Source organism: Mesorhizobium sp. P160187, assembly GCF_057766425.1.
Genome location: NZ_JBYMDX010000004.1, coordinates 1193520 through 1219334, shown reverse-complemented (window position 1 = coordinate 1219334; position 25815 = coordinate 1193520). Strand labels below are relative to the sequence as shown.

General features: G+C 63.8%; 22 protein-coding genes. 18 read left to right on the top strand and 4 right to left on the bottom strand.

Translation table 11 applies throughout. The features are described 5' to 3' along the window. The first annotated feature begins 3 nt into the window (after nt 1-3). The 14 genes from murD to AC3CCE_RS22885 all read left to right on the top strand — a co-directional run bounded on the left by murD (nt 4) and on the right by AC3CCE_RS22885 (nt 18488). Nucleotides 4-1404: a UDP-N-acetylmuramoyl-L-alanine--D-glutamate ligase gene (gene murD / locus AC3CCE_RS22950; RefSeq protein WP_023733073.1), complete on the top strand. Its 1401-nt coding sequence runs from the start codon at nt 4-6 to the stop codon at nt 1402-1404. Beyond that, on the top strand, nt 1404-2555 hold the full coding sequence (ftsW, locus tag AC3CCE_RS22945) for a putative lipid II flippase FtsW (protein WP_023668275.1): 1152 nt from the start codon (nt 1404-1406) through the stop codon (nt 2553-2555). The genes murD and ftsW overlap by 1 nt, the downstream gene beginning before the upstream one ends. A gap of 1 nt (nt 2556) precedes the next feature. Further along, nucleotides 2557-3681: an undecaprenyldiphospho-muramoylpentapeptide beta-N-acetylglucosaminyltransferase gene (gene murG, locus AC3CCE_RS22940; protein ID WP_023668276.1), complete on the top strand. Its 1125-nt coding sequence runs from the start codon at nt 2557-2559 to the stop codon at nt 3679-3681. Next, on the top strand, nt 3681-5087 hold the full coding sequence (murC, locus tag AC3CCE_RS22935) for a UDP-N-acetylmuramate--L-alanine ligase (protein ID WP_023668277.1): 1407 nt from the start codon (nt 3681-3683) through the stop codon (nt 5085-5087). The genes murG and murC overlap by 1 nt, the downstream gene beginning before the upstream one ends. Continuing rightward, on the top strand, nt 5084-6049 hold the full coding sequence (gene murB, locus AC3CCE_RS22930) for a UDP-N-acetylmuramate dehydrogenase (protein ID WP_352626748.1): 966 nt from the start codon (nt 5084-5086) through the stop codon (nt 6047-6049). Before murC ends, murB begins: the two co-directional genes overlap by 4 nt. A 303-nt stretch (nt 6050-6352) precedes the next feature. Next, complete coding sequence (locus AC3CCE_RS22925; protein ID WP_023668279.1) at nt 6353-7279, top strand: D-alanine--D-alanine ligase; 927 nt, start codon at nt 6353-6355, stop codon at nt 7277-7279. Beyond that, a complete protein-coding gene (locus AC3CCE_RS22920; protein WP_352626747.1) occupies nt 7267-8208 on the top strand; it encodes a cell division protein FtsQ/DivIB in 942 nt (313 codons plus the stop codon). The genes AC3CCE_RS22925 and AC3CCE_RS22920 overlap by 13 nt, the downstream gene beginning before the upstream one ends. Then, nucleotides 8205-9512 (top strand): cell division protein FtsA, encoded by a 1308-nt coding sequence (gene ftsA / locus AC3CCE_RS22915; protein WP_023688034.1) that lies wholly within the window; start codon nt 8205-8207, stop codon nt 9510-9512. Before AC3CCE_RS22920 ends, ftsA begins: the two co-directional genes overlap by 4 nt. Nucleotides 9513-9578: 66 nt before the next feature. Further along, complete coding sequence (gene ftsZ, locus AC3CCE_RS22910) at nt 9579-11237, top strand: cell division protein FtsZ (RefSeq protein ID WP_023699603.1); 1659 nt, start codon at nt 9579-9581, stop codon at nt 11235-11237. 271 nt (nt 11238-11508) lie between these two features. Beyond that, complete coding sequence (gene lpxC, locus AC3CCE_RS22905) at nt 11509-12456, top strand: UDP-3-O-acyl-N-acetylglucosamine deacetylase (protein WP_023668283.1); 948 nt, start codon at nt 11509-11511, stop codon at nt 12454-12456. Between the two features lie 262 nt (nt 12457-12718). Continuing rightward, nucleotides 12719-13588, top strand: coding sequence for an outer membrane protein assembly factor BamD (locus tag AC3CCE_RS22900; protein WP_023668284.1), 870 nt, complete (start codon nt 12719-12721; stop codon nt 13586-13588). A 218-nt stretch (nt 13589-13806) separates the two neighbouring features. Continuing rightward, the gene (recN, locus tag AC3CCE_RS22895) at nt 13807-15480 is read left to right on the top strand and encodes a DNA repair protein RecN (protein WP_352626743.1); all 1674 of its coding nucleotides are present in this window, start codon (nt 13807-13809) and stop codon (nt 15478-15480) included. A 111-nt stretch (nt 15481-15591) separates the two neighbouring features. After that, entirely contained in the window at nt 15592-17796 is a 2205-nt protein-coding gene (gene ligA / locus AC3CCE_RS22890; protein ID WP_352626741.1) for an NAD-dependent DNA ligase LigA, read from the top strand. Beyond that, nucleotides 17793-18488 (top strand): DUF2461 domain-containing protein, encoded by a 696-nt coding sequence (locus tag AC3CCE_RS22885; protein WP_023682130.1) that lies wholly within the window; start codon nt 17793-17795, stop codon nt 18486-18488. The genes ligA and AC3CCE_RS22885 overlap by 4 nt, the downstream gene beginning before the upstream one ends. 22 nt (nt 18489-18510) lie before the next feature. On the opposite strand, the gene AC3CCE_RS22880 is transcribed toward AC3CCE_RS22885, so the two are convergent. Next, complete coding sequence (locus tag AC3CCE_RS22880; RefSeq protein ID WP_023682129.1) at nt 18511-19269, bottom strand: SDR family NAD(P)-dependent oxidoreductase; 759 nt, start codon at nt 19267-19269, stop codon at nt 18511-18513. A gap of 116 nt (nt 19270-19385) precedes the next feature. Here AC3CCE_RS22880 and AC3CCE_RS22875 point away from each other — a divergent pair, with 116 nt between their 5' ends. Both AC3CCE_RS22875 and AC3CCE_RS22870 read left to right on the top strand, forming a co-directional pair. Beyond that, nucleotides 19386-20114 carry an AzlC family ABC transporter permease gene (locus AC3CCE_RS22875; protein ID WP_023668289.1) on the top strand — a complete coding sequence of 243 codons (729 nt, stop codon included), beginning with the start codon at nt 19386-19388 and terminating at the stop codon, nt 20112-20114. Beyond that, nucleotides 20111-20407: an AzlD family protein gene (locus AC3CCE_RS22870; protein WP_023826605.1), complete on the top strand. Its 297-nt coding sequence runs from the start codon at nt 20111-20113 to the stop codon at nt 20405-20407. The genes AC3CCE_RS22875 and AC3CCE_RS22870 overlap by 4 nt, the downstream gene beginning before the upstream one ends. A gap of 155 nt (nt 20408-20562) precedes the next feature. Here AC3CCE_RS22870 and AC3CCE_RS22865 read toward each other — a convergent pair whose 3' ends face one another. The 3 genes from AC3CCE_RS22865 to AC3CCE_RS22855 all read right to left on the bottom strand — a co-directional run bounded on the left by AC3CCE_RS22865 (nt 20563) and on the right by AC3CCE_RS22855 (nt 24043). After that, on the bottom strand, nt 20563-22407 hold the full coding sequence (locus tag AC3CCE_RS22865; protein ID WP_023753103.1) for an aminopeptidase P family protein: 1845 nt from the start codon (nt 22405-22407) through the stop codon (nt 20563-20565). A gap of 105 nt (nt 22408-22512) precedes the next feature. Then, nucleotides 22513-23385 (bottom strand): 50S ribosomal protein L11 methyltransferase, encoded by an 873-nt coding sequence (locus AC3CCE_RS22860; RefSeq protein ID WP_023733063.1) that lies wholly within the window; start codon nt 23383-23385, stop codon nt 22513-22515. A gap of 82 nt (nt 23386-23467) precedes the next feature. After that, nucleotides 23468-24043, bottom strand: a complete 576-nt coding sequence (locus AC3CCE_RS22855; RefSeq protein WP_023697009.1) for an SCO family protein — start codon at nt 24041-24043, stop codon at nt 23468-23470. Between the two features lie 182 nt (nt 24044-24225). On the opposite strand from AC3CCE_RS22855, the gene AC3CCE_RS22850 reads away from it, so the two are divergent. Next, complete coding sequence (locus AC3CCE_RS22850) at nt 24226-24744, top strand: CreA family protein (RefSeq protein WP_023753104.1); 519 nt, start codon at nt 24226-24228, stop codon at nt 24742-24744. 60 nt (nt 24745-24804) lie between these two features. After that, a complete protein-coding gene (locus AC3CCE_RS22845) occupies nt 24805-25446 on the top strand; it encodes an LbetaH domain-containing protein (RefSeq protein ID WP_023733062.1) in 642 nt (213 codons plus the stop codon). The last annotated feature ends 369 nt before the right edge of the window (nt 25447-25815 follow it).

The following is a 25815-nucleotide window of genomic DNA, read 5'->3' as shown; positions in this document are numbered from 1 at the left end:
CGCTTGATCCCCGCCGCATCCTTTTCGGGCAAACGCGTTTCGCTCTTCGGGCTCGGTGGCTCGGGGATCGCCACGGCGCGCGCGCTGATCGAGGGCGGCGCCGACGTGCTCGCCTGGGACGACAATCCCGATAGCGTCGCCAAGGCTGCTGACCAAGGCATTGCGACCGCCGACCTGCGCGGCGCCGACTGGTCGAAATTCTCGGCCTTCGTGCTCTCACCCGGCGTGCCGCTGACGCATCCCAAGCCGCACTGGACGGTGGAGTTGGCGCGTGGCTCCGGCGTCGAGGTGATCGGCGATATCGAATTGTTCTGCCGCGAGCGGATTGCGCGCGCGCCTGATGCGCCGTTCATCGCTATCACCGGCACCAACGGCAAGTCGACGACCACGGCGCTGACCGCGCATATCCTCAAATCGGCAGGGCGCGACACGCAGATGGGCGGCAATATCGGCCGGGCCATCATGACGCTCGATCCACCGCAGGCTGACCGGGACTATGTCGTCGAGTGTTCGTCCTACCAGATCGATCTCGCGCCCTCGATCAACCCGACGGCCGGCATCCTGCTCAACCTGACGCCCGACCATCTCGACCGCCACGGCACCATGCAGCATTACGCTTCGATCAAGGAGCGGCTGGTTGCCGGCAGCGAGACGGCGATCGTCGGCGTTGACGATTCCTGGTGCGCGCAGATCGCTGACCGGCTGGAGAGGGCGGGCCGGGAGGTGATCCGCATCTCCAAGCGGCTGCCGCTGACCGATGGTTATTTCGCCGACGGCTCTGATCTGATGGAAGCCGTGCATGGCCGCTACAGCCGCGTCGCCTTCCTCGAAGGCATCGGTTCGTTGCGCGGCCAGCACAATGCGCAGAATGCACTTGCCGCTGTTGCCGCCTGCCTCAGGGTCGGCTTGAGCCTGGGCGAGATCCAGGCGGGACTGGAGAGCTTTCCAGGCCTCGCGCATCGCATGGAGCAGGTCGGACGCAAGGACCACGTGCTGTTTGTCAACGATTCCAAGGCGACCAATGCCGATGCGGCGGCACCCGCGCTGTCGAGTTTTTCGCGCATTTACTGGATCGCCGGCGGACTGCCCAAGGAAGGCGGCATCGAGCCGCTGCGCGGTTTCTTCCCACGCATCGCCAAGGCCTATCTGATCGGCGAGGCGGCACCCGCGTTCTCGGCGACGCTCGGCGAAGCCGTGCCCTATGAAATCTCGGGCACGCTGGCCGCCGCGGTCGACCATGCCGCGAAAGACGCGGCCAAGGATGACAGCGGCGAGGCGGTGGTGCTGCTGTCGCCGGCCTGCGCCAGTTTCGACCAGTTCAAGAATTTCGAAGTTCGCGGCGAAGCCTTCAGGCAAGCTGCGAATGCTATCGAGGGCGTGAAACCCATCGGAGGGGCACGATAATGCAAAGCCGTCTCGACAAAAGCCCGGTTGCAACCTGGTGGTGGACGATCGATCGCTGGTTCCTGGCGGCGTTCCTGTCGCTGATGGGGCTTGGCATCGTCTTGTCCTTTGCGGCAAGCCCGGCGGTGGCCGAACGCATCGGCCTCGACAGTTTCCACTTTGCCACCAGGCAGATCATCTTCACCGTGCCGGCCCTCGGCGTGATGCTGGCGGTGTCCTTCCTGGAATCGCGGCAGATCCGGCGCATGGCGCTGATCATCCTGGGCATCATGCTGGTGCTGATGGTGGCCGTGCTCTACATCGGCGTCGAGGTGAAGGGCGCACGGCGCTGGGTGTCGTTTGTCGGCATGTCGATCCAGCCGTCGGAATTCCTGAAACCCGCCTTCGTCATCGTCTGCGCCTGGCTGTTCGCAGAACACAAGCGCCAGCCCGACATTCCGGGCAATTTGTTTGCCATGCTGCTGCTGATCCTGGTCATCTCGCTTCTGGTGGCGCAGCCCGATCTCGGCCAGACCATGCTGGTGACCGGCACCTGGGGCGTCATGTTCTTCATGGCCGGCCTGCCCTGGCTATGGATCATCGCGCTTGGCGCCACCGGCGCCGGCGGCCTGTTTGCCGCCTATACGGTGTTCCCGCACGTCGCCGCGCGCATCGACAAATTCCTAACCGGCGAAGGCGACACGTTCCAGGTCGACATGGGCCGCGAGGCGCTGATCAACGGCCACTGGTTCGGCGTCGGGCCGGGCGAGGGCACGGTCAAGCGGGTCATTCCCGACGCGCATGCCGACTTCGTGTTTTCGGTCGCCGGCGAAGAGTTCGGGCTGATCATGTGCTTCTTCATCATGTCGATCTTCGCCTTCATCGTGCTGCGCGGCTTGAGCACGGCATTGAAGGAACATGATGATTTCACCCGCTACGCCGTCGGCGGTCTCGTCACCGTGTTCGGCCTGCAGTCGGTCATCAACATGTGCGTCAACCTGCAACTGATGCCGGCCAAGGGCATGACGCTGCCTTTCATCTCCTATGGCGGCTCCTCGCAGATCGCCATTGCCATCTCGATGGGCATGGTGCTGGCGCTGACGCGCAAGCGACCGGAAAAGCGCAAGCAGATGGGCTTTGCCCTGTCGCAGCGCGCCCTGCCGGCGGAGTGATATGGCGCGGGGTGTCATCCTTCTCGCTGCTGGCGGAACAGGCGGACATCTGTTTCCGGCCGAGGCGCTGGCGCATGAGCTGATCGAGCGCGGCTGGGGCGTGCATCTGGCGACGGACGACCGCGCCGAGCGCTTTGCCGGCCATTTCCCGGCCGCCGCCATCCATCCGATCCAGTCGGCGACGATGGGCTCGAAAAACCCTGTCGCGCTGCTTGGCGCGTTCTGGAAGATCTGGCGCGGCGTGCGCCAGGCCTCCGCCGTCATCGCCAGGATCAAGCCTGATGCGGTCGTCGGCTTTGGCGGTTATCCGACCTTGCCACCGCTCTATGCCGCGACGCGGCGCAAGCTGCCGACGCTGATCCATGAGCAGAACGCAGTGATGGGCCGCGCCAACCGGGCGCTGTCCGGGCGCGTCGATGCCATCGCCGGCGGATTCCTGCCGCAAGATGAAAGTGCCACAGGCGCCAAGACGGTGACGACAGGCAATCCGGTCAGGCCGCCAATCCTGGAGGCGGCCAAGACGCCCTACACCGCATCCAAAGGGGCGGATCCGTTCAGGCTCCTGGTGTTCGGCGGCAGCCAGGGCGCGCAGTTCTTTTCCGACGCCATGCCGACGGCGATCGCGCTTCTGCCGGAGGCGCAGCGCAAGCGGCTGGTGATCACCCAGCAGGCCCGCGCCGACGACGTGGCGCGGGTGAAGGCCGGCTATGCGGCACTCGGCGTCCATGTCGAGGTCTCGCCCTTCTTCACCGACATGGCACAGCGCATGGGCGCGGCGCATCTGGTGATCTCGCGCTCCGGCGCCTCGACGGTTTCGGAGATCGCCGTCATCGGCCGGCCGGCGCTGCTGGTGCCTTATCCCTATGCGCTGGATCACGATCAGGCGGCGAACGCAGCCGCCCTTGCCGCGGCGGGCGGCGGCGAGGTGCATCCGCAATCGTCACTGTCGCCGGAGCGCATCGCGGCTCTCATTGGCGGGCTGATGGACACTCCCGAGCGGCTGACGGCCATGGCTGCCGGAGCGAAGTCGGCTGGCCGGCCGAACGCGGCACGGTTGCTCGCTGATCTCACAGAGGCTATTGCGTCCAGAAAAACCGTTTCGGATTTCAGGAAAGGGACGCATTGATGAAGATGCCGCAGACCATCGGCCTTGTGCATTTCATCGGCATTGGCGGCATCGGCATGAGCGGCATCGCCGAGGTTCTGCACAATCTCGGCTACAAGGTGCAGGGTTCGGACCAAGCCGACAGCGCCAATGTCCAGCGGCTGCGCGACAAGGGCATCGAATGCTTTGTCGGCCACAAGGCCGAGAATATCGGCGCGGCCGAAGTGGTTGTCGTCTCCACCGCGATCAAGAAATCCAATCCCGAGCTGAAGGCCGCGCGCGAAAAACTGCTGCCGATCGTGCGCCGGGCCGAAATGCTGGCCGAACTGATGCGCTTCCGCCAGGCGGTTGCGATCGGTGGCACGCATGGCAAGACAACAACCACGTCGATGGTGGCGACGCTGCTCGATGCCGGCGGGCTCGACCCGACGGTGATCAATGGCGGCATCATCAATGCCTATGGCACCAATGCCCGTATGGGCGATGGCGAGTGGATGGTGGTCGAAGCCGACGAAAGCGACGGCACCTTCCTCAAGCTGCCGGCCGAGATCGCCGTCGTCACAAACATCGATCCCGAGCATCTGGACCATTATGGCAGTTTCGACAAGGTGCGCGAGGCCTTCCGGCAATTCGTCGAGAACGTGCCGTTCTACGGTTTTGGCGTGATGTGCACCGACCATCCGGAAGTACAGGCGCTGGTCAGCCGCATCGAGGACCGCCGCGTCATCACCTATGGCGAGAACGCGCAGGCCGATGTGCGTTTCACCAACCACCGCATGGCCGGTGCCGTCTCGGCATTCGACGTGGTGATCCGCGACCGCAAGACCGGCGGCCAGACGACGATATCGGATCTGCGGCTGCCGATGCCCGGCCGCCACAACGTCTCCAACGCCACCGCCGCAATTGCGGTCGCGCATGAACTCGGCCTGTCGGCCGAAGCGATCAAGAAGGGGCTGTCGTCCTTTGCCGGCGTCAAGCGGCGCTTCACCCACACCGGCTCGTGGAACGGCGTCGACATCTTCGACGATTACGGCCACCACCCGGTCGAGATCACGGCGGTGTTGAAAGCGGCGCGCAGCGCCACCAAGGGCCGCGTCATCGCCATTGCGCAGCCGCACCGCTTCACCCGGCTGCACGATCTGTTCGACGAATTTTCGGTCTGTTTCAACGATGCCGACACGGTGATGGTGGCGCCGGTCTATGCGGCGGGCGAGGAGCCGATCGACGGCGTGACCTCGGAGGCGCTGGTGTCGCGCATCCGCTCCGGGGGCCATCGCGATGCGCGCTACGTCGAAACCCCTGCCGCGATTTCGCCCGTCATCCGCGCGTTGGCGAAACCGGGCGACTTCGTCATCTTCCTGGGCGCCGGCAACATCACCCAATGGGCCTATGCGCTGCCTGGGGAACTCGGCGGTACCGTCTCATGATGCGCGGCCAGGACCTGCTCGACAAACTTGGCGACCGGCTTGCCGGCCTGCGCGGCCGCATCACGCCCAATGCCGAGATGGACAAGATCACCTGGTTCCGCGCCGGCGGTCTGGCGGACGCCCTGTTCCAGCCGGCCGACGAGGAGGATCTGGCTGCCTTCCTGCGCGCCGTGCCGGAGGACATCCCGCTCACCATCGTCGGTGTCGGCTCCAACCTCCTGGTGCGCGACGGCGGCATTCCAGGTTTCGTCATCCGGCTTTCGGCCAAGGGCTTTGGCGAGGCCGAGGTGGTTTCGCCGACCGTCATCAAGGCCGGTGCTGCGACGCCCGACAAGCGCGTCGCAGCCGTCGCTTATGAGGCCGGTATTGGCGGCTTTCATTTCTATCACGGCATTCCCGGCGCCATCGGCGGGGCGCTGAGGATGAATGCCGGCGCCAATGGCGTCGAGACGCGGGAACGTGTCGTCGAGGTTCAGGCGCTCGACCGCAAGGGCAATCTCCACACCCTCAGCAATGAAGACATGGGCTATGCCTATCGTCACTCGGCCGCACCTGCCGGGCTGATCTTCACCTCCGCCGTTTTCGAAGGTGTTCTGGAAGACCAGGAGGCGATCAAGGCGGCTATGGACGCCGTCCAGACGCATCGCGAGACGGTGCAGCCGATCCGCGAGAAGACCGGCGGCTCGACCTTCAAGAATCCGGAAGGCACCTCGGCCTGGAAGGAAATCGACAAGGCCGGCTGCCGCGGGCTGATGATCGGCGGCGCGCAGATGTCGCCGATGCACTGCAACTTCATGATCAACACCGGAACAGCGACCGGATACGACCTCGAATATCTCGGCGAGACGGTGCGCGCCCGCGTGCTTGAAAATTCAGGCATCCGCCTGCAGTGGGAAATCAAGCGGCTCGGCAATTTCCGCCCCGGCCATGCCGTGCAGGAATTCCTCGGACAGCTTCTTTAGCGCAAGCTGAAGTTCATGTGATGCTTGAACTTCAAACGGTCTGAAACAACAGCGCCACCGTTGCTCCAAAGACTCACAACACGCTTTTTCCGGCCGTTTTCGCGGAAAGTGAATCTGTCGGAATCATAAGCACTTGCCAGCGAATCAACTCTCTGATTCTCTGCCTTAAAGCGTTTCCTGATTTGAGTCGTTCGACGCGTCGACCGCGTTTTCCGTCTGGGGGGGCAACCTGCCGGGAGACTCGGACTCAATCTGGTCGCTGAATGCGTGGTTGCGGGCCCGCCGTGAGAGGGATGACGGGATATGAAGAACAAGCATGTGGCTGTCCTCCTGGGCGGATTCTCGTCCGAGCGGCCCGTGTCTCTGTCTTCGGGAAAGGCGTGTGCGGATGCGCTTGAGAATGAAGGCTACCAGGTTACCCGCGTCGATGTTGCGCGCGATGTCGGCGCCGTGCTCACCGAACTCAAGCCCGATGTCGTCTTCAACGCACTGCACGGCCCGTTCGGTGAAGACGGCACCATCCAGGGCATCCTCGAATATCTGGCCATTCCCTACACCCATTCGGGCGTGCTCGCCTCGGCGCTCGCCATGAATAAGGAGCAAGCCAAGAAGGTCGCCAAGGCTGCCGGCATCGCGGTGGCGGAATCGAAGGTTGCCAGCCGCTTTGCCATCCAGAACAAGCATCCGATGAAGCCGCCCTACGTGGTCAAGCCGGTCAATGAAGGCTCAAGCTTCGGCGTCGTCATCGTGCATGAAGGCCAGTCGCATCCGCCGCAGGTCATCGGCTCGTCCGAATGGAAATATGGCGAGACCGTCATGGTCGAGCGCTACATCCATGGGCGCGAGCTGACCTGCGCCGTCATGGGCGACGTGGCGCTCGGCGTCTGCGAGATCATTCCGACCGGCCATTCCTTCTACGACTATGATTCAAAATACGTCGCCGGCGGATCAAAACACGAAATCCCTGCTAAAATTTCATCAAATATTTACCAAAAAATACAGACACTGGCACTCAAGGCACATCTGGCTATCGGCTGCCGGGGCGTTTCCCGATCGGACTTCCGCTATGACGACCGTCACTCCGAAAACGGCGAGATTGTCTGGCTCGAGATCAACACTCAGCCGGGCATGACGCCGACGTCTTTGGTGCCTGAAATCGCCGCCCAGGCCGGGCACTCGTTTGGCGAATTGTTGAGTTGGATGGTGGAGGACGCTTCGTGTCTGCGTTGAAATGGGGACAGGACAAGGGCAGGGGCGGCGCCGGGCCGGCGCTGTTCGGCATGTCGTTGTCGTTTGACCATTTCGTGCTGCCGCGCGTGCTGCGCCGGCCGGTACGCGTGCTGGCGCGCCTGGGCGGCGGCGACTTCGTCGCGCCGCGCTTTTCCGCGGCCATCCTGTCGGCTTCGCTCATTGCATCGAGCAGCCTCTATGGCGCCATTCTCGGCGGCCATGCCGACGACATCGTCCAGAGCATCACCGCCCGCACCGGCTTTGCCGTCGACCAGATCAAGGTGGTCGGCAACCGCCAGACTTCGGAGATCGACATACTGGACCGGCTCGAGCTCGACGGCTGGACGTCACTGATCGGCTTCGATGCTGAGGCCGCGCGTGAACGTATTGATACCTTGCCCTGGGTCGAAGTGGCGGCGGTGCGCAAGGTCTATCCACATACGCTGGAAGTGCGTGTCGAGGAGCGCGAGCCCTTCGCGCTCTGGCAGCAGGGCGCGGAGCTTTCGGTCATCGAACGCTCCGGCGCGGTGATCGCGCCGTTCTCCGGCGGCAAGCAGGCGCTGCTGCCGCTGATCATCGGCACCGGCGCACCGGCCAAGGCGCCCGACTTCGTGGCCAAGATCAAGAAATTTCCCGAGCTCGCGGCTCGGGTCAAAGGCTATATCCGCATCGGCGAACGGCGTTGGGACCTGAAGCTGGAAAACGGCATCACGATCAAGCTGCCCGAGGATGGCGAGGATCAGGCGATTGCCGACCTGGTTCGGATGGACCACGATAACGGCCTTCTGACGCGCGATATCGCCGCCGTCGACATGCGCATCTCCGATCGCCTGGTGGTGCAGCTGACGCCGGAAGCGGCGACGCAGCGCCAGGCCGCGCTCAATGAAAAGCCGCAAAATTTGAAGCGCAAGTCGGGGACGAAGATATGAGCTGGCTTGGCGGCAACAGCGATGCCTCTTCGCGGCGTTCCGGCACGCTCACCGTGCTGGATGTCGGCTCGAGCAAGGTTTGCTGCGTGGTGGCGAAACTGAAGCCGCGCGAGGACGGCAAGCTGTTGCGCGGCCGCTCGCACCGCATCCAGGTGATCGGCATCGGCCACCAGAAATCGCAAGGCGTGAAGTCGGGCGTGGTCGTCGATCTCGACCGCGCGGAGCACGCCATTCGCCTGTCCGTCGACGCCGCCGAACGCATGGCGGGACTGACCGTGGATTCGCTAATCGTCAACATGACGGCGGGCCGGCTGAAGAGCGAAACCTATTCGGCCACGATCAATCTCGGTGGCCATCAGGCCGACGAAGCCGACATCAAGCGCGTGCTTGCCGCCGGCGCCAAGCAGGCGCTCAAGGCCGAACGCGACGTGATCCATTCGCTGCCCGTCGGCTTTTCGCTGGACGCCGAGCGCGGCGTGCGCGATCCGCGCGGCATGGTCGGCGACCAACTCGGCGTCGATATGCATGTGCTGACGGGCGATGCCGCGCCGCTGCGCAATCTGGAGCTCTGCATCAACCGCTCGCATCTTTCGGTCGAGCGCATGGTGGCGACGCCCTATGCCAGCGGGCTTGCGGCCCTGGTCGACGACGAACTGGAAATGGGTGCGGCCTGCATCGACATGGGCGGCGGCACGACGACCATCTCGGTGTTTTCGGAAGGCAAATTCGTCCACGCCGATGCCATTGCCATCGGCGGCAATCATGTGACGCTCGATATGGCCAAAGGCCTGTCGACCTCGCTCGACGCCGCGGAGCGGCTGAAGGTGATGCATGGTTCGGCGCTGCCTGGCAGTGCCGACGATCGCGACCTGGTCTCGATCCAGCCGATCGGCGAAGACGGCGAGATGCCGCTGCAGATCCCGCGCTCGGTGATGACGCGCGTCATCCGCGCCCGCATCGACGAGACGCTGGAACTGTTGCGCGACCGGCTGAACAAGTCGGGCTACGGCAATGCCGTGGGAAAACGCGTCGTGCTGACCGGCGGCGCCAGCCAGCTTGCGGGTCTCCCCGAGGCGGCGCGCCGCATTCTGGGACGCAATGTGCGCATCGGACGCCCGCTCGGCGTGGCGGGCCTGCCGGAAGCTGCCAAGGGGCCGGCTTTCTCGACGGCGGTCGGGCTGCTGATCTATCCGCAGATGGCGAGCTTCGAGAGCCATCCGGCGAAAGGAATTTCCGGTCTCAGGATGACCGGGACGGGCGGAAAACTGCATCGCATGAGTCAGTGGTTGAGAGACAGTTTCTAATTGACGGGGACAGCCCCATAGGCGGCCGCGGCGGCGAAGCGGCGGGAAAGGCAAAGGACGGAGACAATGACGATCAATCTGCAAAAGCCGGACATCACCGAGCTCAAGCCGCGGATCACCGTATTCGGTGTCGGCGGCGGCGGCGGCAATGCCGTCAACAACATGATCACCGCGGGCTTGCGCGGTGTCGAGTTCGTCGTGGCCAACACCGATGCACAGGCGCTGACCATGTCGAAGGCCGAGCGGCTGATCCAGCTCGGCGCGCATGTCACCGAGGGGCTCGGCGCCGGCTCGCAGCCTGAAGTGGGCCGTGCGGCGGCGGAAGAGTGCATCGATGAGATCATCGATCATCTCTCCAACACCCATATGTGCTTCGTCACCGCCGGTATGGGGGGCGGCACCGGAACCGGTGCGGCTCCCGTGGTTGCCCGCGCGGCGCGCGAACGGGGTATCCTCACCGTCGGCGTCGTCACCAAGCCGTTCCATTTCGAAGGCCAGCGCCGCATGAAGACGGCGGATCTCGGCATCGAGGAGCTGCAGAAATGTGTCGATACCCTGATCGTCATCCCCAACCAGAACCTGTTCCGGCTGGCCAATGACAAGACCACCTTTGCCGACGCCTTCGCCATGGCCGACCAGGTGCTCTACTCCGGTGTTGCCTGCATCACCGACCTGATGGTCAAGGAAGGTCTGATCAATCTCGACTTCGCCGACGTGCGTTCGGTGATGCGCGAAATGGGCAAGGCGATGATGGGCACCGGCGAAGCTTCGGGCGAGGGCCGCGCGATGGCCGCCGCCGAGGCGGCGATCGCCAATCCGTTGCTCGACGAGACCTCGATGAGGGGCGCCAAGGGCCTGCTGATCTCGATCACCGGCGGCCGCGACCTAACCCTGTTCGAAGTCGACGAGGCCGCGACCCGCATCCGCGAGGAAGTCGATCAGGACGCCAACATCATCCTCGGCGCCACCTTCGACGAGGAACTCGAAGGCGTCATCCGCGTCTCGGTGGTCGCCACCGGCATCGACAAATCGGCAGCTGAAATTGCCGCGGCGCCGATCTCGATCCGGGCCGTACCGCCGCAGCAGAAGCCGGTCAGCCGCCCAGCGGCTCCGGGGGCGGAAGGCCGTCCGGCACCGGTCCAGCAGCAGACCTATGAGCAGCGCGCGGCCGATCCGGTGGCCGAGGCGATCCAGCTTGCCGAGGCCAATGCGGCGGCAATGGCTCGTCCGGCGCCGATGGCCCAGGCGGAAGATTTCCGCCCGCAGAGCAAGATCTTCCAAGCCCCGCCTGCCCAGCCGCAGCCTGTCGTGCAGCAGGTGATGCAACCGGCGCCGATCCGGGAAATGCCGCAGCCGGTGGCTGCCGCACCGCAGCGCATGCCGCGGGTGGAGGATTTTCCGCCGGTGGTGCGGGCCGAGGTGGAAGCCAAGGGCCGTCCGGCCGACCATGAAAACAGCGGGCCGATGGGGCTGCTCAAGCGGCTGACCAACGGGCTGACGCGCCGCGAAGAAGAGCCGGCCCGGTTGCAGCCGGCTCAGCCGCGCGAACCGAAACTGCGCCAGGCGGCGCCGGAAATGCGCCGCCTTGCCAGCCAGGATCCGCAGCTTTACGCGCCGCGCCGCGGCCAGCTCGACGATCAGGGCCGGTTGACGCCGCAGACCAGGTCGACCCAGGAAGACGACCAGCTGGAGATACCGGCTTTCCTGCGCCGCCAGGCCAACTGAGCCGTTAACGGTATGTAACACTTGTTAACAGGCAGACGAGAGATTGTCTGCCTGTTAACGTTTAAAGTGGTTTAATAACAAGGCGTTACGATGTGACGCTCAAGGTCTGTCGCGGTTACACAGAGTAAGAAACCGTGATTTGGAGTCTCCCTGACAGACCATTATCTTTGCCGCAGCACTTTCGGTGTGCTGGGATTCGGGGAAGTGGCCCTGCCTGCCGATAAAAAAGAGCCGCGCCTTTTGGGTTAAAGCGGACTTAGGCGTTTGGGCTATGGGGTTTGTCTTGCAAGACTATCAGACGACACTGAAATCGCGTGCAACGCTGACCGGTACCGGCGTTCACAGCGGCAAACCGGTCACCGTCAATTTCCTCCCTGCGGACGCCGACACCGGCGTGCTCTTCCACCTTTCGAACGGAAGCGAGAGCCGCGAGTTCCGCGCGCTGGTTGCTGAAGTCGGCGCGACCGATCTCTGCACCATGCTCGGCGATCCGGCAGGCGAGCATATCGCCACCGTCGAACATCTGATGGCGACGCTTTTCGGGCTCGGCATCGACAACATCGTCATCGAGATCGACGGTCATGAGGTTCCGATCCTCGATGGCAGTGCGGTGGCGTTCGTGGAAGCCATCGACCAAGCCGGCATCGAGACGCTGGCGGTCAAGCGCCGCTACATCAGGGTGGTCAAGCCCGTCCGCATCGAGAATGGCGCGTCCTGGGCCGAGTTCAGGCCCTATAGCGGCACGCGCTTCGAGGTCGAGATCGATTTCGAAAGCCCGGCGATCGGCCGCCAGCTATTCGCCTCCGACATCAACCCCGACATCTTTCGCCAGGATATCGCGCGCGCCCGCACCTTCGGCTTCATGAAGGATGTCGAGCGGCTGTGGGCGGCCGGCTATGCGCTGGGCTCCTCGCTGGAGAACTCGCTGGTGATCGGCGACGACAACCGGGTGATCAACATGGGTGGCCTGCGCTATCCCAATGAGTTCGCTCGCCACAAGACGATGGACGCCATGGGCGACCTGGCGCTGGCCGGCGCCCGTTTCATCGGTTGCTTCCGCTCCTATCGCGGCGGTCACCGGATGAATGCGGCTGCTTTGCGGCGACTTCTGTCCGACCGTTCGGCCTTCGAGGTCGTCGAGACCACGCGCCGCGAGCGCGGCCGCACCGCCGAGATGAGCGCCGTCACCGGCCCTGTCTTTGCACCTTGGGTGATCTGATTCTTAACGTATTTCTGGCTTTCTGAACGCTGGCCGGTGTTGCACGGATGCATCACCGGCGGTGAAAGTGCATAGCTTTCCGGGCAACACCAAGCCGCCACAAAAATGTGCGATTGGCTAGACATAGCGTTGCTGGGCAAGGCAGTTATGGTTTATGGCTGCTGCCGTCTGTTAGGCGCATGTCGCTCAAAAGTGGGGATCAGTTTTGAGGGAACGCCATGCGAAAGGCATTGAACTAACGCCGAAAGGGCGCAATCCAATCATGTTCTTCAAGCGAGTTGGTCAATCGAAAGCGCCGTATCGGGCTGTTTTCCTGGCGCTTTCGGTGGTTGTGCCATCGCTCTTCCTCTCGGCCTGCATGTCGTCCGAGAAAGACGTCGACCTGTCGACCTATGTCGACCAGACCGAACCGGCCGACGTCCTTTACAATCAAGGCCTTGCCAATCTCAATGCCGGCCGCCTGGATGAGGCGAGCAAGAAGTTCGACGCCGTCGACCGCCAGCACCCCTATTCGGAATTCGCCCGCAAATCGATGGTGATGGGCGCCTTCGCCGACTATCGCGCCGGCCGTTATGACGAAGCGATCGGCTCGGCCAAGCGCTATCTCACGCTCTATCCGTCGACCGACGACGCGGCTTACGCCCAGTATATTATCGGGCTGAGCTACTACAAGCAGATCAAGGACGTCACCCAGGATCAGAAGGAAGCACGCCAGACCGTGCAGACGATGCAGGATCTGGTGACGCGCTGGCCGACGTCGGAATATGTCGACGACGCCAAGGAAAAGATCCGTTTCGCCAACGACCAGCTGGCCGGCAAAGAGATGCAGATCGGCCGCTATTATCTCGAGCGGCGCGAATACATTGCTGCCGTCAAGCGCTTCCGCAACGTTGTCGAGAACTATTCCAACACCCGCCATGTCGAAGAGGCGCTGGCGCGTCTGGCCGAAAGCTATTACGCCATGGGCTTGACCTCGGAAGCGCAAACCGCCGCTGCTGTGCTCGGCACCAATTATCCCGACAGCCAATGGTACAAGGATACCTACAAGCTGTTGCAGAGCAACGGGCTTGAGCCGCGCGAGAATGCCGGATCGTGGATATCCAAGGCCGGCAAGCTGATCACCGGCGCCTGACGCCCGAGCATCGACTGAGGCGGAACGCGCTTTTCGGATTGATCCGACGCTCAAACAAAAAGATAGTGCGGCGCTGCGACTCCATCGGTCGCATGCCGCTTCACAGCGGTTCAGTGGTTTGATTGAGGCGCTGAACCGTCCTAACTTTTTGTTCTACGCAATTCCGGACGGAAAACCGCTACGCACTTTTCCCGGAATTGCTTGAGGTCCGGGTTCTGATGCTTTCCAGACTGTCGATCCGCGATATCGTCCTGATCGAGAAGCTGGATATCGACTTCCAGCCCGGCCTTTCCGTGCTGACCGGTGAAACCGGCGCCGGCAAATCCATCCTTCTCGACGCGCTGTCGCTGGCGCTTGGCGCGCGCGGCGACGCCTCGCTGGTGCGCCACGGCGCGGCACAGGGCCAGGTCATTGCCGTCTTCGATGTGCCGCGCAACCACCCGGTGCGCGCGCTGCTGGCCGAAAACGCCATCGAGGATGACGGCGACATCATCCTGCGCCGGCTGCAGACCGCGGATGGCCGCACCCGTGTCTTCGTCAACGACCAGCCGTCCAGCGTCACCCTGATGCGCGACATCGGCCACGCGCTGGTCGAGATCCACGGCCAGCATGACGAGCGGGCTCTGGTCGATCCCGGCGCCCATCGCGAATTGCTGGACAGTTTTGGCGGCCATCTGGGCGCTGCCCGCGCGACCGGCGAGGCGTGGCGCTACTGGCGTGGCGCCGAGCAGGAGTTCGTCAGGCACCGCGCCAAGGTCGAGGCAGCGGCGCGCGAGGCCGATTATCTCAGGGCCTCGGTGGCGGAACTGGCAAAGCTCGATCCGCAGCCCGGCGAAGAGACGCAACTGGCCGAATTGCGCGCCACGATGATGCGGGCGGAAAAGATCGCTTCGGAAATACACGATGCGCAGGATGTGCTGTCAGGCCCGTCCTCGCCACTGCCGCAACTGGCCAGTTTGCTCCGGCGCCTGCAGCGCAAGGCCAGCGAAGCGCCGGGCCTGCTCGAGGATGTGGTGAAGTCGCTGGATGAGGCGATGCTGTCGCTGGATGCAGCGCAATCGGGCGTCGAGGCGGCACTGCGCGCTACCGAATACGACCCGCAGCGGCTGGAGAAGGCGGAGGAGCGGCTGTTTTCGCTGCGTGCGGCCTCACGCAAGCACAGTGTCGCTGTCGACGATCTGGCGCAACTGCGCGACACCATGTTGGCCGACCTTGCCGATCTCGATGCCGGCGAGGGGCGCCTGCATGTCCTGGAAAAGCAGGCCGCGGCGGCGCGCGAGGCCTACGATATCTCAGCAGCCCAGCTGTCCTCGCTTCGCCATGCCGCGGCGGTCGGGCTGACCAAGGCTGTCATGGCCGAGCTGCCAGCGCTGAAGCTGGAACGGGCCGAGTTCATCGTCGAACTGGCCAGCGATGGCGAGAACCGCATGGAAGAAGGCATCGACCAGGTCGAGTTCTGGGTGCGCACCAATCCCGGCACCAGGCCTGGGCCGATGATGAAGGTCGCCTCCGGCGGCGAGCTGTCGCGCTTCCTGCTGGCGCTCAAGGTGGCGCTGGCCGACCGTGGCTCGGCGCCGACATTGGTCTTCGACGAGATCGACACCGGCGTCGGCGGCGCCGTGGCCGATGCGATCGGCCAAAGGCTGGCCAGGCTGTCGAAACGCGTGCAGGTGCTGTCGGTCACGCATGCTCCGCAAGTGGCGGCACGTGCTGCGACGCATTTCCTGATCTCCAAATCCGGCGGCTCGGACAAGGTCGCCACCGGCATCGCCGAAATGGACCGGGCGGCGCGCCAGGAAGAGATCGCGCGCATGCTGGCCGGCGCTACCATCACCGACGAGGCGCGCGCAGCCGCGGAACGGCTGCTGCGCGAGAATATTGCTGCAGCGTAGTCGTCGCAAGGCTTTCGGACTGAGTCAGGATATGGCTCCATCCCGCTGTTCAGGAATGCTTTTTCCGAAATCCTGATTTATGGTGTCGCGCCACTGTCCAGGGACCGCTGCATGTCTGAAAAGCCAGTCGAATCGTTGAGCGAAAGCGAAGCCGCGGATGAGCTCCAGCGGCTGGCCGAGGAGATCGCCGGTCATGACAGGCGCTATCATGCCGAGGACGCGCCGACGATTACGGACGCGGAATATGACGCGCTGCGGCGGCGCAACCTTGCCATCGAGGAGCGGTTTCCCGGTCTGGTGCGCGGGGATTCGCCCTCGCTGCGGGTCGGCGCCGCGCCGGCGGAGGGCTTTGCCAAGGTGCGCCATGCGGTGCCGATGCTCAGCCTCGCCAAGGCCTATACAGACGAGGACGTCACCGATTTCATCGAGCGTGGCCGGCGCTTCTTCGACCGCGACAAGGATCTCGACATCGCGTTTACGGCCGAGCCGAAGATCGACGGCCTGTCGGCGTCGCTGCGCTATGAACGCGGTGTGTTCGTGCAGGGTGCTACGCGCGGCGACGGCACTGTCGGCGAGGACATCACCGCCAATCTCAGGACCATCGCCGACATCCCCGCCAAGCTGAAAGGATCGGCCTGGCCCGAGACCATCGAGATCCGCGGCGAAGTCTACATGACCTATGCGGAATTCGAGGCACTGAAGGCCCGCTCGGCGGCGGTGGGGGGCCAGGACTATGTCAATCCGCGCAACACGGCAGCGGGCTCCTTGCGACAGAAGGATGCGTCCGTCACCGCCAGCCGCAATCTTAAATTTTTTGCCTATGCCTGGGGCTACACGACAGCGGATCCGGCGCCGACCCAATATGATTCGGTGCAGAAATTCGCCGAATGGGGGTTCAAGGTCAGCCCGTTGATGGTGCGGGCGAAGTCGGTCGAGGAGCTGATCGCGCACTACCATAAGATCGAGGAGCTGCGTTCGTCGCTCGGCTACGACATCGACGGTGTCGTCTACAAGGTCGACCAGCTGGAATTGCAGCGTCGCTGGGGCTTTGTCACCGGTGAGCCGCGCTGGGCCGTTGCGCACAAATTCCCGGCCGAACAGGCGATGACGACGGTGCAGAAGATCGACATCCAGGTCGGCCGTACCGGCACGCTGGCGCCGGTGGCGCGGCTGGCGCCCGTCACGGTCGGCGGCGTGGTGGTCGAAAACGTCACACTGCACAATGAGGACTACATCAAGGGCTTCGACAGCAACGGCCTGCCGATTCGCGACGGCATCGATGTCCGCATCGGTGACACGGTTGTCATACAACGGGCGGGCGATGTCATTCCGCAGATCGTCAGCGTGGTCGTCGATAAGCGGCCGGCTGATGCGGTGCCTTATGAATTCCCGCACATTTGTCCGGTCTGCGGCTCGCCGGCGACGCGCGAAATCAACGAGAAGACCGGCAAGGAGGATTCGCGCCGGCGCTGCACCGGCGAGCTGATCTGCGCCGCGCAGGCTGTGGAGCGGCTGCGTCATTTCGTGTCGCGCGGCGCGCTCGACATCGAGGGGCTGGGCGCCGAGAATATCGACCTGTTCTTCAATTCGGGACTGGTCAAGACCGCCGCCGATATCTTCACCCTCAGGGATCGCCGCCCGGCCGTCACCAGGGCGCTGGCCGAGCGGCGCGAGGAGCAGGCTAGGCAGCGCGAGGCGGCATCGGGCAAGGCGCGCAAGAATGTGCGCGGTGTCGAGAACCGCAATTATGAAGGCCTCGACAAGCTGTTCGCGGCCATCGATTCGCGCCGCGAGCCGGAGCTCGACCGCTTCATCTTCGCACTCGGCATCCGCCATATCGGCGAAACGACGGCGGCCGTGCTTGCCCGGACGTTTTCGACCATCGAGGAGCTGATCCGCGTCGGCAAGGAAACGGCGGCGGCTGAGGATCCGCACAGCGTCTTCCCCTCCATCAACGGCATTGGCGACACGGTGATCGACGCGTTGCGCGATTTCTTCGGCAATGAACGCAATGACGACGTGCTCGACAGACTGCTCGAACAGGTCAAGCCGAAGCCGTATGTCGTCACCGTGTCGACCGACAGCGAGGTTGCCGGCAAGACCATCGTCTTCACCGGCACGCTGGAAAAGATGACACGCTCCGAAGCCAAGGCGATGGCCGAACGGCTCGGCGCCAAGGTGGCGGGTTCGGTGTCGGCGAAGACCGATCTGCTGGTGGCCGGGCCGGGCGCTGGCTCCAAACTGAAGCAGGCCAGCGAACTCGGCGTCGAAGTCATCGACGAGGACACATGGCTGCAACGGGTCGGCAAGGCATGACCGCCGGTTCGTTCAAAGGGTTCGGGCAAAAGGCCATACCGTTCCTCAAGGCGCTCGACTTCCACCAGAGCCGCGAATGGTTCCAGGAAAACCGCGCGCTTTACGACAGCGAGTTGCATGAGCCGTTCTGCGATCTGGTCGAGACGCTGACCGAGCGCTTCGCGGCGGCGGGTCTGGGCTTGCGCGGAGACCGCAAGAAGTCACTGTTTCGCATCAACCGCGACGTGCGCTTCGCCAAGGACAAGCGGCCCTACAACCAGCATTTGTCGGCCATGCTGTCGCCGGATGGCACCAAGATGGAGCAGGGCGTGTTCTTCGTCTATGTCGGGATCGACCGCTGCTTTGCCGATGTCGCCTGGTGGAATCCGGAGCCGTCCCTGCTGCTGGCGATGCGCAAGGCGATCGTCGCCCGGCCGGCCGAGTTCCGAAAACTGCTCTCAACGCTGAAGAAAAACGGCTTCGAACTTGAAACCGAGGGCCGCATGAAGCGCACGCCGCGCGGCTTCGAGCAGGTCAACGAACCCGACCTTGTCGACGCCATCCGCAACCGGCACTTCTATGTCCAGCACATGATCGATCCGGCTGGAATTCACGCGCCGACGCTGGTCGACGAGCTTGTCGATTTCGCCTTGCGCGCCAAGCCGCTGCTTGACTGGGGCAGGGCGATCCAGGGCACGGCACCGCGGAGCTAAATCAGCCCGGCGCACTGCACGGCTACATCCGCATCAAAAGACCGCCGTCGACTGCCAGTTCGATGCCGGTGATGTAGCTTGCCGCATCGGAAAGCAGGAATAGCGCGGCATTGGCCATGTCCTGCGGCGTGCCGATGCGGCCGAGCGGCGCATAATTGGCAACGGCCGCGCGTTTCTCTTCGGTGTCCCAGCGCGCCTGCAGCGGCGTCAACGCCATTCCCGGGCAGATCGAATTGGAGCGGATGCCATCGCCCGCCAACTGCATGGCGAGCGACTTCGACAGCGCACAGACGCCGGCCTTCGATGCCTGGTAGGCATCCTGCGGGGTCGGATCGCCGCGATACCACTGGATGGTGGAGAAGTGCACCATGGCGCCGCCGCGTCCGCCGGCCCGCATATGCGGAACCACCGCCCGCGCGGTGTGGACGAAGGATTTCAGATTGATGTTGAAGACCTGATCCCAGACATCGAGGTCCATCTCGAGGGCCGATTTGTCGCGACCGAACCAGAGCACGCCTGCGACATTGGCGAGATAATCGATGCCGCCGCGCTCGCGGCCCGCGGCATTGATGGTCTGCTCGACGAAGGCGGCGTCGGTGAGGTCGCCCTGGGCAAAGGTGAGCCGGTCGTCATAGGCGGCAAGCGACGCCGGACGCGGCTTGACGTCGATGGCGGTGACCGAGGCGCCGGCATCGAGCAGCGCCAGCGAGATCGCCTCGCCCATACCGCCACCGGCGCCGGTGACGACCGCGTGCCTGCCGGTGAAGTCATAAGCGATCATCCGAACCCCCTCATTTGTTTTTACAACATCAGTTTCGCTGATTTGTTGGCTCAAGCGAATTCGTCTGACTTTTCAAACGCCGGCTCCTACATAGCAGCGCGAGATGGGAATGTGACATGTCGGCAGAGACCTTAAGCGAAAATTCCGTGGCCAGCGACTTCTGGGACGGCGTGCGGCTGTCGATGCCGGTGGTTGTCGCCGCGGCGCCATTTGGGCTGCTGTTCGGCGCCATCGCCGTCGACAACGGCTTTTCCGTTCTCGAAGCTTTCTTGATGAGCGCGCTGATCTTCGGCGGCGCCAGCCAGATGGTCGGCATCGAATTGTTCGGCCAGCATGTCGCGCCATGGCTGATCGTGCTGTCGATCTTCGCCGTAAACTTCCGTCACGTGCTTTACTCCGCCAGCATCGGCCGGCGAATCGCGCACTGGCCGGTTATCAGCCAAGCGCTGGGCTATTTCGTGCTCACCGATCCGCAATTCGCGGTGGCCGAGCGTAAGGCCGAAGCCGGCGAGACCGTTGGCTTTGCCTGGTACATGGGGCTTGGCCTGCCGGTCTATGTGTTCTGGGGGATCGAGAGCGCGCTGGGCGCGGTGTTCGGCAAGCTGATCCCGGACACGCATGCGCTCGGCATCGACTTCCTGCTGCCGATCTATTTCCTCGGGCTGGTCATGGGCTTTCGCAACCGGCCACTGTGGCTGCCGGTGGTGATCGCCAGCGCCGCGGCGTCGATCATTGCCTACAAAACTGTGGGATCGCCATGGCACGTCTCCATCGGCGCCGTTGCAGGCGTGCTTCTGGCCGTCATCCTGCCGCCGCACCATAGCGGTGTGGAGGCAAAACGATGAGCGCGAACTTGTGGATCATCATTGCCGGCGCGATCGCCACCTATCTCACCCGCGTCGGCGGCCATCTGGTGATCTCGCGCTTCGACCACATCCATCCACGCGTCGAGGCGGGTTTGAATGCCGTGCCGGCCGCAGTGTTGACGACGCTGGTGGCGCCCGCCGCACTTAGCGCCGGACCGGCGGAATGGGCGGCGCTGGTCGTCGCCGCTGTGGTCTCGCTGCGCGGCGGCCTGATGGCGATGTTTCTGGCCGGGGCGGTGGTGCTGGTCCTCGCGCGGCAGTTTGTGGCATAGGGCGCCTGCGCGCGGAACAGTTTCGAACTGTCGGCGCCGCCGCTCATTGCCCTGGCGGGCGTTCGTCACTCGAAAAGCCAAGCAATTGGCTTTTCGTCCGCTTCGCGGACCGCTCCTCACCTCCCCGTATAGTGACGGGGAGAAAGAAGCTCATTTCAGATCTTGGCGTCGTGCGGCAGCGGCGCTGTCGCTTTCTCCAGCCAAGCCAGCGTCTCGCCGTCGAGCATCGGGCCGATCTCGGCCAGCACCCAGGCATGGTAAGTATCCAGCCAGTGCAACTCCTCGCGCGTCAACAGGTCGGTGCGGATCAGCCTGATATCGATCGGCGCCAGCGTCAGCGTCTCGAAACCGTGCATGGCGATGTCGCCGCCCTCCACCTGTTCAGCCGGTGTCACCAGGATCAGGTTCTCGATGCGGATGCCGTAGGAGCCTTCCTTGTAATAGCCGGGCTCGTTGGACAGCATCATGCCGGCCAGCAGCTTTTCGGTGCCGGTGCGGGCGATGCGCTGCGGCCCTTCGTGCACCGCCAGATAGGAGCCGACGCCATGGCCGGTGCCGTGGGCAAAGTCGCAGCCATGCTTCCACAGCGCCATGCGCGCCACCGCGTCGATTTCCGAGCCGCGCGTGCCGGCGGGAAAGCGCAGAGTGGAAATGCCGATCATACCTTTCAGCACCAGTGTGAAGCGCTCGCGCATCTCCTCGGTCGGCTGGCCGATCGGCACCGTGCGGGTGATATCGGTGGTGCCGTCCTGATACTGGGCGCCGGAATCGAGCAGGAACAGCTCGCCCTTTGCCAGCTCGCGGTTGGTGGCGCGCGACACGCGGTAGTGCATGATGGCGCCGTTCGGACCGCTGCCTGAAATGGTGTCGAAGGAGACGTCGCGCAGCGGCATCTGCGTTTCCTCGCCGGTCTGCCGGCGCACCTCCTCCAACTTGGTGACAACGGTTATTTCGTCGAGCGTGCCCGGCTTTTGCCGTTCCAGCCAGCACAGCAGTTTCGCCACGGCCGCCCCGTCTCGGCGGTGCGCGGCGCGGCTGCCGGCGATTTCCGCCTGGTTCTTGGTGGCGCGCGGAATGCGGGCGGGATCGGCCGCTGAAACAAATGCGCCGCCATTGTCCTCGACCAGCATTCTCAGCTTCTCCGCCGCCAGCACCGGGTCGAGCGCGATCTTGGCGCCGCCCTTGGCAAGGGTAACGACCGCCGCCTCGAATTCGCCGGGCTCGTGCAGATCGGCGAGTTGGGTGAGATAGGCGGCGACCGTGCGCGAAAACTTGCGCTGGTCCATGAACAGCTGGTGCTTGCCGTCGGCGGCAGGGATCGCGAAGCCGAGCGCCAGCGGCGTGTGCGGCACGTCACCGCCACGGATGTTGAAGGCCCAGGCGATCGAGGAGGGGTCGGTGAGCACGGCGTGCGTCGCGCCCTCCTTGCCGATTGCCGCCACCAGCCGCGCCAGCTTGTCCTTGGCGAGTTCCCCGGCAAAGCCGATCGGGTGGATTTCGACCGGCGCCACGGGCGGCGCCGGCTGATCCTTCCAGATGATGTCGATCGGGTTCCTGTCGAGCGGCACCAGCGTCGCGCCGGATTGCTCGGCCGAGGTTTTCAGCGCCTTGACCTCAGCGATCGTGTGCAGCCACGGGTCGAAGCCAAGCCTGGCGCCCTTGCCGAGATTGTCCTTGATCCAGGAGGCCGGCGGGTTGTCGACGAGACTCTCGATCGCAAAAATGTCGAGATCGACCTCGTGGCGCACTTGCAAGGTATAGCGGCCATCGACGAACATGAAGGCGCGGTCACGCTGCACAAGTGCTACGCCCGCCGAGCCGCTGAAGCCGGTCAACCATTTCAGCCGCGCCGAGCGATCGGCGACATACTCGCCCTGGTGCTCGTCGGCGCGCGGCACCAGGAAACCGTCGAGGCCATTATCCGCCAGCCATCGCCGCAGCAACGTCACGCGCGGCTTGCCGACGCTGGGGTCGCCTGCGGAATCGAAGGTCTGGAACATGGTATGCCTCCTGTATCGGGCGCGACCGTAGCGCATGACCCGGAAAACCGGAATCGATTTTCGCCAATCGCAACAGGCTCGGATTGGTCCAAAGCGCGTTGCGTCTCAGTGCTTCAGGTGGATCGTCACCCAGCCTTCGCGATGCAAGGTCCTGACATGCCGGAAATTCTGGCCGACATAGGCCGAGATCACCGCATTGCATTGGCGCTCGAGGATGCCGGACAACACGATCGAGCCGCCGAGGCTGATGTGCCTGGCCATCTCAGGCGCCAGCCGCATCAGCGGCCGCGCCAATATGTTGGCGACGATGAGGTCGAAAGGCGCGCGCTTGCCGAAGATCGGGTGGTGGAAGCCGGGCGCCGTCACCGTTTCAACCAGCGCCTTGACGTGGTTGAGGCGGGCATTGGCGGCGGCGACCCTGACGGCGATCGGATCGATGTCGGTCGCCAGCACCGGAATATGCGCCAGTTTGGCGACGGCGATTGCCAGCACCGCGCTGCCGGTGCCGAGGTCGAGGGCATTCCTGGGACGTTCGCGGCGCACGACCCGTTCCAGCATTTCGAGGCAGCCGGCCGTGGTGCCGTGATGGCCGGTGCCGAAGGCAAGGCCGGCCTCGATCTCGATGGCGAGTTCGCCGCTGTGGCGCTTCCGGCGGTCATGCGCGCCATGGACGAAGAAACGTCCGGCGCGCACCGGCTTCAGTCCCTCCAGCGAGCGCGCCACCCAGTCGATGTCGGGCAAAACCTCGCGCTCGATCGGCTTCGACAGGGACAGTCCCACAAGGCTGTCTTTTAGCCGCGCCTCAACCGCGTCGACATTGCCGTCGGTGTAGAGCGAAACCTCATAGATGTCGCGGTCTTCATCGACTTCGAGCACGGCGATCGGCAGGCCTTCATCCTCGAAAGCCGGCTCGAGCGCGGCAAAGATGCGGTCGGCCTCGATCTTACCAGCGATGAAGTGGAGCCTGGTCTGACCCATCAGTTGGTCTCTTGCTTGAGCATGATCTCTGGACAACACTTTTCTGTCCGAGAAAACCGGATTCCACATTTAGGGATCATGCCTAGCCTGCTGCCAGCCGCTTCAGCTTGGCAATCGCGGTATCGGCGCTTTCGCCATAGGCGATGGTGCCCGAAAACTCGCCCTTGGCATTGAGCAGCAGCGCCGAGGCGGTGTGGTCCATCGTATAATCGCCGTCGCCGGTGTCGACCTTCTTCCAGTAGATGTTGAAGGACTTCGCCATGGCGTGCACCTTGTCGGGATCGCCCGATATGCCGACGATGCGGTCGGAGAAATTGCTGACGTAAGTGTTCATCACAGGCGGCGTGTCGCGCTCTGGATCGACGGTAACGAAGTAGGCGTTGAGGTTCTTGCCGTCGTCGCCCAGCGTCTTCAGCCAGCCGGCCATTTCGAACAAAGTGGTCGGGCAGACTTCCGGGCAATGGGTGAAGCCGAAGAAGACGATGCTGGGTTTTCCCCGGAAGGCGGCTTCGGTGATTGGCGCGCCTTTCTGGTCGACCAGCGTGAATGGCGCGCCATACGGTTCGCCACCATAGTGGCCGCGATAGAAGTCAAAGGTGAGCCAGCCGATGCCCGCCGCCATCAGAACGAGAATGCCGACCAGAATTGAACGCATCATCAGGAATTGTCCGTAGCAGAAATCATCGAGCGCCGGATCGGCGCCTCTCTGCCGGCAGTCTTAGCCGGTCGCAGGGGGCAAGGCAAAGATGCCGCGTTGCCGCAACCGGGCTGGGCGCTACCTTGCAAACAGCTGGCCCTTATCCCACCTGAGACCGGCAAACTGAACCTGAGGAGGCTCCCTTGCAAAGACGGACTGGGCAGAGACGGATTGGGCAGAAACTGATCGGCGGCGCGCTGGCCGCATGCATTGCCCTTGGCGCCGGTGCCGCAGCGGCAGAGGAAGTCGGCAAGGTCGGCGTCGATTGGGTCGGCAACGACATCATCGTCGAGGCGATCAAGGATCCCAAGATCGACGGCGTGACCTGCCATGTCTCCTATTTCGACCGCAGCGTCATCGACCGGCTGCACAAGGGCAACTGGTTCGAGGATCCGTCTGATTCCTCGATCTCCTGCCGCCAGACCGGGCCGATCACCATCGGCGACATCGACATGAGCGAGGGCGGCGAAGAGGTGTTCAAGCAAGGCATCAGCCTGATCTGGAAGAAGCAGGTGGTGAACCGCATCTACGACAAGAAGAACGAGACGCTGATCTATCTCTCGCATTCGCGCCAAGTGCAGGACGGCTCGGCGAAAATGTCGGTGACGACCGTGCCGCTGTTCGGCCAGAACGTGGTGTGGACCGGCGGCAAGCCGAAATAACGATCCTCCGGGCGCAACGCGACAATTGCTTCCGCAATTGCGCGGGGGTAAATCCGCCAGATGGACCGTACCGAAAACCTCGTCCTGAAAGATCCCGAGCCGCGCATCCATTCGACCGCGGAGCTGAAAGCGTGCAAGCTTGGCCGCTATGCCTCGATCGGCGAACGGGTGGTGCTGCGCGAGGTCAATGTCGGCGATTTCTCCTATTTCGAGCGCCACGCCGAGGCGATCTACACGACGATCGGAAAATTCTGCTCGATCGCCGCCAACAGCCGCATCAATGCCTTGGAGCATCCGATCGAGCGGATCACGCAGCACAAGCTCAGCTACCGGCCGAACGAGTATTTCCGCTGGCTGGGCGTCGACGCGGCGTTCCGCGCGCGGCGGCAGGCCAAGGCGGTCGGCATCGGCAATGATGTCTGGATCGGCCATGGCGCCGTCATCATGCCCGAGATCAGCATCGGCAATGGCGCCATCATCGGCGCCAATTCGGTGGTGACGCGGGATGTGCCGGCCTACACAATCGTCGCCGGCGTACCGGCGAAGCCGTTGCGCATGCGCTTTCCCTCCGAGATCGCGGCGCGGATCGAAAGCCTTGCCTGGTGGGACTGGCCGCCGGAGAAACTCGCCAAAGCGGTTCCCGACATGCAGGCCTTGCCGATTGAGGATTTCCTCGATCGTTGGGAGCAAGAGCATTCCTGAGAGCTCGCCGCGCGTGCGCGGTTTCATCGACTGGCTGGCCGAAATCCTGGCGCCAAAATTCTGAACGGCACGTGTCGGGAAGAGTTCCGCCGGTCTGCGGCAACGCAACGGACCCCTTCCGCCATGCGGGGGTGGCGCAGCGGAAGGGGCTTGGAGACAAATCCGCCGTGAAGCGGAACGAACAGGTTTTGGCCTGCATGGTGACTAATGGCAACAAACCGATAAGGCGGCTTTTCACGGCGCTGCGCCTTTGGCGTGCATACAATTGCACCAGCGATGCCCTCTGCGACAGGGAACCGGAAGCGGCTGCCGGTTGTTTATTGTTGGAGCGATGAATGCGGCCTTGGTCAGCTCGTCGCGCTTTGAACG